Source organism: Nocardioides ultimimeridianus (assembly GCF_054777895.1).
Genome location: NZ_BAAHAB010000009.1, coordinates 84,513 through 96,726, shown reverse-complemented (window position 1 = coordinate 96,726; position 12,214 = coordinate 84,513). Strand labels below are relative to the sequence as shown.

Genomic DNA, 12,214 nt, shown 5'->3' with positions numbered 1-12,214 from the left:
CTCCTCCCGAACAGGACAACACCATGAAGCGAATCTCCCTGATCGCGGCGGCCGCAGGCGCCGTGCTGGCGCTGGGCCCCGGTACGTCGGCGGCCCACGCCGACCCGAACCCGACCGTGCCCGGCACCCCGCCGGCCGGTCTCACCGCCGACCAGATCTACGCAGCCGTGGGCGCCGACGCGTTCGCCGAGCTGACCAACAACCTCACCGTCCAGTACAACGCGCAGGCACCGACCCACACGCTGGCGTCGTACGACGCGGTCAACCCGGTGACGGGCGTGGCGGGGGAGAACATCACGACCAAGCCCGGCTGCTCGATCGTGCGGCCCAACGGTGCCAACGGCGGCATCACGGCGCTGACGTCGAACCTGCACGTCGACAACGACCCCACCAAGCCGTACTGCATCGACTGGGTGCGGTCGAGCCGGGCGAAGGGCAGCGCCGCGGCCGAGCAGAGCCTGACGTTCTACGCGCAGAGCCGCGACGCCGTCAGCTACGCGACGATCGGCAACGCCTACGCGCCGACCACGCCGCTGACGACCACCCAGCTCAAGGGCATCTTCGAGTGCACCATCCAGGACTGGAGCGAGGTCGGCGGCCAGGCCGGTCCGATCCACGTCTACCTGCCGCCGTCGACGTCGGCGACGCTCACGTTCTTCCTGCAGGCGATCGGCACCACCCTCAACAACGTCAACGCCGGCTGCAACGGCCTGCCGACGGTGTTCAGCAGCCAGCAGAACGACGGGCGCACGCTGAACGGCGACCCCGAGGGCATCGCGCCGTACGCCGTCACGAAGTGGGCCGCGCAGGCCAACCAGGCGCCCGGCATCGAGGACAACCGCGGCGGCGCGCGGGTCGGCCTGGTCAACGCCACCACGTCGCCCACGACCACCGCGACCCTCGGTGGGACCAGCTACCAGGTGCTCAACCCGGACTTCGCGACCGGCGCGAGCGCGGCCTTCGGCCGGCTGTTCTACAACGTCGTGCGCAGCGACGCGAGCGCCGAGCTGACGAACGTGTTCAAGGCCGGCGGCTACCTGTGCCAGAACCAGGACGCTCTGCTCATCCCGTTCGGCAACACCCCGCTGGGCAACGACAGCTCGCAGGCCCGCTACTGCGGCCAGACCTCCTAGCCGCCACGCCCTCTGTCACCGCCCGATCGCTCCAAGGAGTCCCTTCCATGCGGATCCGCATCGCCCTGGCTCTCGGCCTCTCCGGCCTGGCCGGCCTCGCACCGCTCGCCGTGCTGCCGACCGGGGCGACCGCCTCTCCGGCACCGCACCGCGCCGCGGGCACCGGTGGCGTGACCGTGCCGGCGCCCGGCGCCGGCACGGACGCGACGGTGACGGTGAGCCGGACGACGGGGCTGGTCAACCAGACCGTCGCGGTCTCGTGGAAGGGCTTCCGGCCGAGCTCGGCCACCCGCCTGCAGAACGCCGGCGACTCCCTCGACACCAACACCGAGAACCCGGTGCGTGTCTACGAGTGCCGTGGGGCGGACCCGGCCAGCTCCAGCGACTGCTACGGATCGCCCGGGTTCCGGGGGGTGCCGGCCAGCGACACCACCGAGGCCATCCCCGCGGTCCCGGCGTTCACCTACGCCGGGCAGACCGACCCGTTCGCGGCGACTCCGGACGGCCCGGCCAACTGGCAGGACGTCGTGACCAGCCCGGACGGCACCGGCGAGGCCTCGATCCAGGTGTTCACCAAGAACGAGTCCGCCGGTCTCGGGTGCTCGCCCGCGGCGCCGTGCTCGATCGTCGTCGTGCCCAACTACGGGCGGGGGGACCGGTCGATCGGTGACACCGAGGACCTGATGGACGCGCCCTGGGCGTGGGCGCGCCGCGTCGTCGTACCGCTCAGCTTCCAGCCGGTCAACGACACCTGCCCGCTGAGCGGGAGCTCGCTGCCGGTGGAGGGCAGCCCGATGGCCGCGCAGGCCCTGGCGAGCTGGCGAGCACGCACGTGCACGCTCTCCTCGGGCAAGGTGAGCCTCGACTACACCGCGATCGGCGAGCCGCAGACGCGCTCCGACGTGGCGAGCTCCAGCATCGACGCCGGGCTCACGATCGATCCGCTCGACAAGGCGAAGGCCGAGCACGTCGTGTACGCGCCGGTGGCCGTCACCGGTCTGGTCATCGCCTTCCAGGTCGACGACGCCAACGGCAAGCCGGTCACCCACATGAAGCTCGACCCGCGGCTGGTCGCGAAGCTGATCACGGCGTCGTACCGCTCCGGAGCGGACCCGGCGGTGATCCACAACCGTCCCTACAACCTGTTCTCCGACCCGGAGTTCAAGGCGCTGAACCCGGGCGTGGACTGGCCGGGCGGCGCCCCGGGCAACCACGTGCTGCTGCTCGGTGACATCTCGGACACCACCTCCGCCCTCACCCGGTGGATCGCGTCCGACAAGGACGCACGGGACTTCCTCGCGGGCCATCCGGATCCGTGGGGGATGACGGTGAACAGCAACTACGCCAAGCTCGCGCTGCCGATCACCAGCTTCCCGCTGCTCGACCCCGACCTGTCCAACAGCTTCGCGCCGGTGCAGGAGCTCGACGCGCTCTCGCGGCAGCTCTCGATCGCCCAGTTCCCCGGCGGCATGGTCGAGCAGGTCGGCGGCGTCAACGTCACCGTCAAGCAGCCCCGGCAGAACCCCGGCAGCCGTGAGGTCATCGGCATCATCGACGCCGCCTCCGCGCAGCGGTTCAGGCTCGCGACCGCGTCCCTGGAGAACTCCTCGGGCAGGTACGTCGCTCCGACGAACGCCAGCATGACCGACGCGATCGAGCACGCGAAGGTCGCGGCCGACGGCGTCACGCGCAGCGTCGACCACTCCGCCGAGGACCCGGCCGGCTACCCGCTGGCGCTCCAGGTCACGGCGGCTCTGCGGACCGACGCCGACAAGGCGACCCGGCAGCAGATGGCCGACTTCCTCGCGTACGCCGGTGCTGCCGGCCAGGTCCCCGGCGACAGCGCCGGGCAGCTGCCCGCCGGCTACGCCCCGCTGCCCGGCGACCTGCGCGGCGAGCTGGCCAAGGCCCGGACCGCCGTGCTGGCCGGGGCGCCGGCCGCCGAGCCGACGAGCAGCCCGACCGGCACCGGCTCCACCGGGTCGGGCTCGGGCACGGGTTCGGGTACGACCGCGGCGAGCGGTCCGACCAGCGCTCCCGCGGCATCCGCCGCCCCCACGGCCGACACCGCCCCCACGGCCGCGAGCAAGCCGACCGTGTCCCCGCAGTTCGTCGACGTGGCCGCGATCGCCGCCGGTGCGCGCCACCTGCTGCTGCCGGGCCTGGCGTTGCTGATGCTGCTCGGCATGCTCTCCGGACCGCTGGTGCTCTGGATGGGCCGGACCGGGCGGGGGCCACGATGGCTGCGACGGTGACGGCGCCGACAGAGGGCCGGCACGCCGAGACGATTCGTGGCGAGGCGACTCGTGGCGAGGCGATGGACGTCGCGTCGGTCATCGCGCTCACGGTGTCGCTGCTCTCCGGCGTACTGCTGCTGTTCGGCCTCTATGTGTTCGCCGGCTCGACCCTCGCCCAGCACCGGGCCCAGGACCTGCACTACGCCCAGCTGAAGAAGGACCTCGCCCTCGCGCAGGTGCCGGTCAGCGGTGTCATCGCCCGGGGCACGCCGCTCGGGGTGGTGAGCATCCCCGCCCTGCAGGTGGACCAGGTCTTCGAGATGGGCAGCAGCAGCGAGCAGACGCTCGACGGACCCGGTCTGCGCAGCGACACGGTCCTGCCCGGCCAGGCGGGTGTGTCGGTGCTCGTGGGGCGCCGGATCGGCGGCGGAGCGCCGTTCCTGCACCTGGGCCGGCTCCGGCCGGGGGACACGATCGAGGTGACCACCGGCCAGGGCAGGTGGACCTACGTCGTCGACGTCGTCCGGACCAGCGACGCCGGCGGAACGTCCATCCGCGAGGTCCCGGCGCGGCTCACGCTCGTGACCAGCGACCCGCCCGTGCTCGACACGCGCACCCTGCAGGTCTCCGCGGTGCTGAAGGGCACGGCACTGCCGGCCTCGACGGGTGCGGCGGCCGGTGTCGGAGCCGATCCCGCCGACCAGCCGGACCAGGGCCAGCACGACCACCTGCTGTCGCTCCTGCTCTGGTCGCAGGCCCTGCTCGTCCTCGCGGTCGCGGCCACCTGGGCCGCGCACCGGTTCCCGAGGCGCGCGGTCTGGCTCGGCGCCGTACCCGTGCTCCTCGTGGTGCTCTGGAACGTCTTCGAGCAGATCACCCTCCGTCTCCCCAACACGCTGTGAACCCGAGCAGAGAGAACACCCGATGACGCTCACCGCTGACGACACCACCGTCCTGCCCGCCGTCCCCGCCGGTCCGGCCACGCCCGGCACCCTCGTCGCCGAGAACCTCCACGCCTGGTTCGGCGACCACCTCGTGCTGTCCGACGTGAACCTCACGATGCGGGCCGGCGAGGTCACGGCGCTGATCGGTCCGTCCGGGTGCGGCAAGTCGACCTTCCTGCGCATCCTCAACCGGATGCACGAGCTGGTGCCGTCCGCCGCCCTCGCGGGCCAGGTGCTGCTCGACGGCACCGACATCTACGACCCGGCGCTGCGGCCCATCGACAGCCGGCGGCGCATCGGCATGGTCTTCCAGAAGGCCAACCCGTTTCCCACCATGTCCATCTACGACAACGTGCTGGCGGGCCTGCGCCTGACGGGCCAGAAGGTGCGGACGCGCGGGAGGGACTCGGCCGCGGACGCGCTCGTCGAGCACAGCCTGCGCAGCGCCGGCCTCTGGGACGAGGTCAAGACGCGGCTCGGCACCCCCGGCGGCTCGCTCTCCGGCGGTCAGCAGCAGCGGCTCTGCATCGCGCGCTCGCTCGCGGTGCGGCCCGACGTACTCCTCATGGACGAGCCGTGCTCTGCCCTGGACCCGACCTCGACGCGACGGGTGGAGGAGACGATCCGCCAGATCGCCGGCGAGGTCACCGTCGTCATCGTCACCCACAACATGCAGCAGGCCCACCGGGTCTCCGACCGCTGTGCGTTCTTCCTTGCGTCCGAGGGGCAGCCCGGCCACATCGTCGAGCAGGGGCTGACCGACGACATCTTCGAGCGGCCCAGCGACCAGCGGACGAGCGACTACGTCAACGGCAGGTTCGGATGAGCACGACACTCGAGCCGGCGACCGAGGAGCTCGAGCTGCCGGTCCTCCCCCTGCCGCGCACGCTCGTCGCCCGCCCGACGGGAGCGGACGGTGCCTTCGTCACCACCACACGGGTCGCCGCGATCGCGACCCTGCTCATCATGGGGCTGATCGGCTACTTCCTGGCCGTCGGCGCGTGGCCGGCGCTGCAGCAGCGCGGCTGGCACTTCTTCACCGAGAAGCAGTGGCTCCCGGAGACCGGGCAGTACGGCATCGCGGGCCTGCTCGAGGGCACCGTCCTGGTCGGCCTCTTCGCCCTCGTCGTGGCGGTGCCGGTCTCGTTCGGCGCCGCGCTGTTCATCAGCGAGTACGCCCCGGTGCGGCTCCGCCGGGCGCTGGTGACGCTGGTCGACCTGATGGCGGCCGTGCCCGCGGTCATCTACGCGATCTGGGCGGTGGTGTTCCTGCAGGCCCAGCTGCTGTCGGTGGCCCAGTGGCTCTCGGCCCACCTCGGCTCGTTCCTCCCGTTCATGAGCGTGAAGACGCCCGGCTCGCCGTCGTCGTACACGTCCTCGGCCTTCATCGCCGGGGTGGCGGTCGGCTTCGTGATCATGCCGACCATCACCTCGATCATGCGCGAGGTCTTCGCGCAGGCGCCGGTCGGTGAGCGTGAGGGAGCGATCGCGCTGGGCGCGACGAGATGGGGCATGATCCGCACGGTCGTGCTGCCGTTCGGTCGCGCGGGGATCATCGGCGGCATCATGCTCGGGCTGGGCCGGGCGCTCGGCGAGACGATCGTCGTCTACGCGCTCATCTCGCCGATCTTCGACTTCACCACCCACCCGCTGCAGACGGGCACGAACACCATCGCCGCCCACATCGCCTCGCGCTACTCCGAGTCCAGCGGCAACGCCTTCGCCGGGCTGCTTGCCGCGGGCCTGGTGCTGTTCGCCTTCACCCTCGTCATCAACACCCTCGCCGGCATCGTGGTCAGCCGCTCGCGGTCCGGCGCAGCGACGGAGATCTGAGATGAGTACGACGACAGCGCCCCTCCCTCCTGCCCGGGTGAAGCTCGGCGGGGTCTCGCCGGAGCTGGTCCTGCACCTGACCTCGGCCGGAGCCGGCGCGCTCTCCACGGCCTGGCTGCTCTACGAGCGCCTCCTCCCGGCCTCGGGCACGATCGGCTTCTGGATCATGGCCTACCTGCTGTTCCTGCTGTTCCTCGCCGTGGTCAGCACCACCACGCTCGACCCGAGGGGAGTGGCCGACCGGATCGTCGGCGCGCTGGTGGCGACGGCCGGGCTGGTGATGATCTCCGCGCTGACGGGCATCGTGCTGTTCACGTTCTGGCACGGGAAGGCGGCACTCGGGCACTGGAACTTCTTCCACGACACCATGGCCTACTCGGGTCCGGACGCCCCGCTCAACCAGGGCGGCATCTACGCCGCGATGGTCGGCACCTTCGAGCAGGTGGCGATCTCGGTGGCCGTCAGCGTGCCCCTGGGGATCGCCACCGCGGTCTACCTCAGCGAGGTGCGCGGGCGCCTGGCCCGGACCGTCCGCGTGGTCGTGCAGGCGATGACCGCGGTGCCCACCATCGTGGCCGGCCTGTTCATCTACTCGCTGATCATCCTGCAGCTCGGGCACGACCGCAGCGGGCTCGCCGCTGCGCTCGCGCTGTCGGTGAGCATGGTGCCCGTCGTGATCACGACCGCCGAGGTGGTGCTGCGCCTGGTGCCCAACGGGCTGCGCGAGGCCTCGCTCGCGCTCGGCACCTCGCGCTGGCAGACGGTCTGGCGGGTGGTCCTGCCGACCGCCCGGCCGGGCCTGGTCACGGCCGTCCTGCTCGGCGTCGCGAGGATCATCGGCGAGACCTCGCCGGTCCTGCTCGTGGCGGGCTCGACCAACGAGCTCAACTACGACCCGCGCAGCGGCCCCCAGCTGTCACTGCCGCTGTTCGTCTTCAACGGACTGCGCTCACCCATCGACGTCGCCATCACCCGCGCCTTCGGCGCCGGCATCGTGCTCCTGCTCCTCGTCGTCCTCTTCTTCGCTGCCGCGCGCATCATCGGCGGCCGGGCGCCCGGGCGGATGACCCGTCGCCAGACCCGGCGCCTCCACACCCGTCTAGGAGATCTCTCGTGAACCGCCGTCCCCTCCGCGCCGCCCTGATCGGGCTGGCCGTCGCCGTCGTCGGGCTCACCTGCGCCCCGGTCCCGGCAGCCCACGCGACGAGCTACGTGCCGGTCTCCGGAGCCGGCTCGACGTGGAGCCAGGTCGCCATCGACGCCTGGCGCGCCGACGTACGCGCCTCGGGTGTGGTCGTGAACTTCGCCGGCACCGGCTCGACGGACGGCCGCTCGCAGTTCATCCAGGGCACCGCGGACTTCGCGACCAGCGAGATCCCGTTCCAGAACCCGCCCGAGCCCGGCCAGCAGGCCGAGGTGCCGAGCCGTCCCTACGCCTACATGCCGATCGTCGCCGGTGGCACGTCGTTCATGTACAACCTCCACCTCGGTGGCCAGCAGGTCCGTGACCTGCGGCTCTCCGGCCCGACGCTCGCCAAGATCTTCACGGGGGCGATCTCCTCGTGGAGCGACCCGGCCATCACCGCCGACTACGGCAAGAAGCTGCCGGACATCCCGATCATCCCGGTCGTCCGCTCCGACGGTGCGGGTGCGTCGGCGCAGTTCACGCTCTACATGCAGCACCAGACCCCGAGCGTGTACTGCCCGTTCATCCGCAGCCGGCTGCACCTCAGCGGCAGCGACTGCCCGAGCGTCTCGTTCTACCCGGCCTTCGGCAACAGCAAGGCGCAGGTGGGGTCCAACGGCGTCGCGAACTACGTCTCGGCGTCGTACGGCGAGGGCTCGATCGGCTACGTCGAGTACGCCTATGCCAAGCGCATCGACTTCCCCGTCGTGGGCCTGCTGAACAAGGCCGGCTATTACGCCCAGCCCACCGCCGGCAACGTGGCGGTCGCGCTGACCCGGGCGAAGATCAACAAGGACCTCACCCAGAACCTCGCGTCGGTCTACGACAACCCCGACCCGCGGGCCTACCCGATGTCGAGCTACAGCTACATGATCCTGCCGACGACGACGGCCGCCCCGTTCAACACCGACAAGGGCAAGACCCTGTCGACGTTCGCGAACTACTTCCTGTGCCAGGGCCAGCAGAAGGCGGAGCGGTTGGGCTACTCGCCGCTTCCGAAGAACCTGGTCGAGGCGGGCTTCGCGCAGGTGAAGCGGATCCCCGGCGCGGTCGCGTCGCCGTCGATCAGCCAGTGCAACAACCCCGCGCTCGACATCCTGAGCTCGGCGCCGCAGCCGGACAAGTGCTCCAAGCAGGGCGCCACGTGCGCACCGGGCCAGGGCAGTCCCGCCGGTACGACGGGCGGCGGCTCGACCGGATCCGGTACGTTGGGAGCCGGCGGGAGCACCGGCACCGGCACCACCGTCGGCTCCGGAGTGACGGGTGCGGGGACCCCCGGTGCGGTCGACCCGCTGACCGGGACCGGCGGCGGGACGGCCGACACGGTCGGGGCCACCGGCGCGGTGGGCGCGTCCGCGACGCCGATCGCCCTCGTCGGCTCCCGCACCGGCGAGGGCCGGGCGGCCGGCTTCGTCACCGCTGTCGTGCTGCTCTGCGTGGTGCTGGCTCCGCCGCTGCTGCTGCGCCGCCTTCGCCGGCGGACCTGACCCCGGCCCGACGTCGCCGAGGCGGGTCTTCGGCCGCTGCGGATCTACGATTCGTCGGTGACCGCAGGACCCGACGTACCCCTGGAGCGCATCGACCCCGCCGACCTCGAGATCGCGCTGAAGGTGCTCAAGCAGATCCCGCAGCTCGACCCCGAGCACGAGGACGTGCGCACGATGAAGCGCGCGGCGTCGTACATGTACAAGCTGGTGAAGAAGCAGCGGCGGGCCGAGATCCGCGCCGAGAAGCAGCGGCACGACCAGGAGATCATCGAGCGCACGGCGACCGGGTCGGCCATGCGGATCGACGACGAGACCGCGGGGATCCCGCTGGTGTCGACCGCGCAGGGTGCGTTCGCGGGGGAGCTGCTCACCGCCCGTGGGTGCTACATCTGCAAGGAGGACTTCACCCTCGTCGACGCGTTCTACCACTGGCTGTGCCCCTCGTGCGCGGCGATGTCGCACGCCAAGCGCGACGCGCGCACCGACCTGAGTGGCAAGCGGGCGCTGCTCACCGGGGGCCGCGCGAAGATCGGCATGTACATCGCGCTGCGGCTGCTCCGCGACGGCGCGCACACCACCATCACCACGCGCTTCCCGAAGGACGCCGTACGCCGCTTCGCGGCCATGGAGGACTCTGCGGACTGGCTGCACCGGCTCAAGGTCGTCGGCATCGACCTGCGCGATCCCACGCAGGTCATCTCGCTGACCGACGACGTCGCCGCCGACGGGCCGCTGGACATCATCATCAACAACGCCTGCCAGACCGTACGCCGCTTGCCCGGCGCGTACTCGCACCTGACCGAGGGCGAGCTGGCGCCGCTGCCCACCGGGATCGCGCTGCCCGAGATGGTGACCTTCGACCACATCTCGGAGGCACACCCGGCCGCCATCGCGGGCGCGCTCGCCGACCACGCCGTCGCGCACCACGACGGGGAGTCCGCTGAGGCCGCGCTCGCGGCCCACAATGCGGCCTCGATGACGGCCCTGGCGCTGAAGGCGGGAGGCGCGTCGCTGGAGCAGCACCTCGCCGGCACCGCGATCGACGCGGGCGGCCTGATCCCCGACATCCAGGACAACAACTCCTGGACCCAGGTCCTCGACGAGGTCGACCCGCTGGAGCTGCTCGAGGTGCAGTTCTGCAACTCGATCGCGCCGTTCCTCATCAACTCCCGGCTGCGCCCGGCCCTTCGTGCCGCCGTCGCCGGCGGTGCGCGCCGCGCGTACATCGTCAACGTCTCGGCGATGGAGGGCCAGTTCTCCCGGCGCTACAAGGGCCCGGGGCACCCGCACACCAACATGGCCAAGGCCGCGCTGAACATGATGACCCGCACCTCGGCGGGGGAGTACTTCGAGACCGATCGCATCCTGATGACCGCCGTCGACACCGGCTGGATCACCGACGAGCGGCCGCACTACGAGAAGCTGCGGATCGCGGCCGAGGGCTGGCACGCTCCGCTCGACCTGGTGGACGGTGCAGCGCGGGTCTACGACCCGATCGTGCGGGGTGAGGCCGGGGAGGACGTCTACGGGGTCTTCGTGAAGGACTACCAGCCCTCGCCCTGGTAGGCACGCCCCGAGAGGACAGCGCATGTGCTTCGCGGCACCGATGGATCTCGGCGCCGGCCTGGTCGTCACCGGCATCGGCGTCGCGTCCCTGCGAGCCGCTCGGTCCTCGCCGAGCAGCCGGGCGCTGGCGTCGCTGCCGCTGCTGTTCGGCGTGCACCAGCTCGTCGAGACCTTCGTGTGGTGGGACCTCCAGGGCCGCGTGTGCCATGCGGCCGGCCTGACCGCCGAGTGGATCTACCTGGTGATCGCGCTGCTCGTCGTACCGATCGCGGTGCCGTACGCCCTCCTGCGGGAGGGCAGCGTGCGGCCACCGTGGCTCGCGTGGCTGTTCGTCGGGTGCGGAGCGGTGGCTGCCGCGACGTGTGCGTGGGGACTGCGTGACGGTGAGGTGCCGCTGCGGATCGACGGCCACCACATCGCCTACACGGTGTCACCGCTCCTCGGCGACGCCTCGTTCGTGATCTACGTCGTCGCCACGTGCGGTCCGGGGCTGCTGGCCCGGAGCCGGTGGCTGCGGCTGTTCTCCGTGCTCAACCTGGCGGGCGTGGCGGTGGTGGTCTGGGCGGCGCGCGACGGGACGGTCTCGCTGTGGTGCTTCTGGGCCGCACTGATCAGCGTCGTGATCCTCGTCCACCTCCGGTCGCGAAGGAGATCGGCGCTTTCGGCTCCGTAGCGTCGCGAGCGGTGGCAGCATGGATCGCTCCACCTGTGGAGGGAGCCGTCATGCGCGCCAGGATCGCCGTCGGAACACTCGCCCTGGCCCTGGTCGGGCCCGCATCACTGGTCGCACCGGCCGAGGCGACGCTGCCGCCGGAGCACGGGTTCGTCACCTCGGCGATCGTCCTGCCGTTCGACGCGACGCAGGCGCGGGCGCTCGGCCGGGACCTCACCGGTGACGGGAAGGCCGACAACGCCCTGGCCAACGTCTTCGCCGCGCTGGTGGCGCAGGGACTCGACCTGACCCAGACCTGGAACAGCGACGTCCGCAACGGGCGGATCGTGATGCTCCACTCGCTGCGGACCCGGTCGCTGACGACGGACCGGCAGGCGACCTGGCAGCTCTGGTACGGCGTACCGGTCACGAACCCGAACCTCAGCGGGACCGGCACCTTCCGCGCCGGAAGTACCCATTCTGCGCGGGTCCCCGCGAAGATCGTCAACCACCACCTCTCCACGACGGCGACGACGATCCCGATCCGGATGGATATCGGTGGCGGCCCGTTCACGATGCCGATGGTGGTCGGCCGCGCCTTCGCCACCTGCTACGCCAAGTGCCTCGGTGGCCGGATCAACGGTGCCTTCCGGTCGACCACGATCAGCTCGGTCCTGGACCCGCAGCTCGCCACGCTCCTCCAGGCGTTGGTCGACCGTGACTGTGTCGGTCCTGCGCCCGGTACCTGCACGAGCGGGTCCGAGGGCTCGACGGCTGAGCAGATCTTCGACGCCAACCAGGATCTCGTGATCACCGCCGACGAGGTGCGCGGGAACAACCTCATCAAGGCGCTCCTGGCCCCGGACGTCGACCTGTTCAAGGCCGACGGGACCCGGGGGACCGACGGGAAGCGGGACTCGATCTCGTTCGGGTTCGGGTTCTCCGCGGTGAAGGCGCGGATCACGCACTGAGCCTCTCGCGGGGCTGGTCGTGGCGGCCGCACCTTAGCCGTGCGCCTCCCGCCGTCAAGGACGCTCACTTCGTTCGCGCCGCTGCGCGGCGGCCTTCGGCCGTCCTTGACTGCGGGGCCCTGGCGCACGGCTGGACGGCGCGACAACGGCACGGGCTTCGCCCGCGCCGCCGCTACGCGGCCGCCCGCAAAACCCGTCCTGACCT

Annotated in this window: 10 protein-coding genes; all 10 read left to right on the top strand. The window is 71.4% G+C overall.

Annotation, left to right across the window (positions count from 1 at the left end; all coding sequences use genetic code 11):
* The first annotated feature begins 23 nt into the window (after positions 1 to 23).
* The 10 genes from ACYU8V_RS09075 to ACYU8V_RS09030 are packed head-to-tail and all read left to right on the top strand — an operon-like array spanning position 24 to position 12,009.
* Positions 24 to 1,133 (top strand): substrate-binding domain-containing protein, encoded by a 1,110-nt coding sequence (locus ACYU8V_RS09075; RefSeq protein WP_460846797.1) that lies wholly within the window; start codon positions 24 to 26, stop codon positions 1,131 to 1,133.
* Between the two features lie 47 nt (positions 1,134 to 1,180).
* Entirely contained in the window at positions 1,181 to 3,388 is a 2,208-nt protein-coding gene (locus ACYU8V_RS09070; protein WP_460846796.1) for a type 2 periplasmic-binding domain-containing protein, read from the top strand.
* Entirely contained in the window at positions 3,385 to 4,272 is an 888-nt protein-coding gene (locus ACYU8V_RS09065) for a sortase (protein ID WP_460846795.1), read from the top strand. Before ACYU8V_RS09070 ends, ACYU8V_RS09065 begins: the two co-directional genes overlap by 4 nt.
* 22 nt (positions 4,273 to 4,294) lie before the next feature.
* Positions 4,295 to 5,140, top strand: a complete 846-nt coding sequence (locus ACYU8V_RS09060; RefSeq protein WP_460846794.1) for a phosphate ABC transporter ATP-binding protein — start codon at positions 4,295 to 4,297, stop codon at positions 5,138 to 5,140.
* Complete coding sequence (gene pstC, locus ACYU8V_RS09055; protein ID WP_460846792.1) at positions 5,137 to 6,147, top strand: phosphate ABC transporter permease subunit PstC; 1,011 nt, start codon at positions 5,137 to 5,139, stop codon at positions 6,145 to 6,147. The genes ACYU8V_RS09060 and pstC overlap by 4 nt, the downstream gene beginning before the upstream one ends.
* A 1-nt stretch (position 6,148) precedes the next feature.
* Positions 6,149 to 7,264 (top strand): phosphate ABC transporter permease PstA, encoded by a 1,116-nt coding sequence (pstA, locus tag ACYU8V_RS09050; RefSeq protein ID WP_460846791.1) that lies wholly within the window; start codon positions 6,149 to 6,151, stop codon positions 7,262 to 7,264.
* Positions 7,261 to 8,820 (top strand): phosphate ABC transporter substrate-binding protein PstS, encoded by a 1,560-nt coding sequence (locus ACYU8V_RS09045; RefSeq protein ID WP_460846790.1) that lies wholly within the window; start codon positions 7,261 to 7,263, stop codon positions 8,818 to 8,820. The genes pstA and ACYU8V_RS09045 overlap by 4 nt, the downstream gene beginning before the upstream one ends.
* A gap of 57 nt (positions 8,821 to 8,877) precedes the next feature.
* Complete coding sequence (locus ACYU8V_RS09040; protein ID WP_460846789.1) at positions 8,878 to 10,386, top strand: SDR family NAD(P)-dependent oxidoreductase; 1,509 nt, start codon at positions 8,878 to 8,880, stop codon at positions 10,384 to 10,386.
* Positions 10,387 to 10,408: 22 nt separating this feature from the next.
* The gene (locus ACYU8V_RS09035) at positions 10,409 to 11,059 is read left to right on the top strand and encodes a DUF6629 family protein (protein WP_460846787.1); all 651 of its coding nucleotides are present in this window, start codon (positions 10,409 to 10,411) and stop codon (positions 11,057 to 11,059) included.
* A 50-nt stretch (positions 11,060 to 11,109) separates the two neighbouring features.
* Positions 11,110 to 12,009 (top strand): hypothetical protein, encoded by a 900-nt coding sequence (locus ACYU8V_RS09030; protein ID WP_460846785.1) that lies wholly within the window; start codon positions 11,110 to 11,112, stop codon positions 12,007 to 12,009.
* Positions 12,010 to 12,214: the final 205 nt, after the last annotated feature.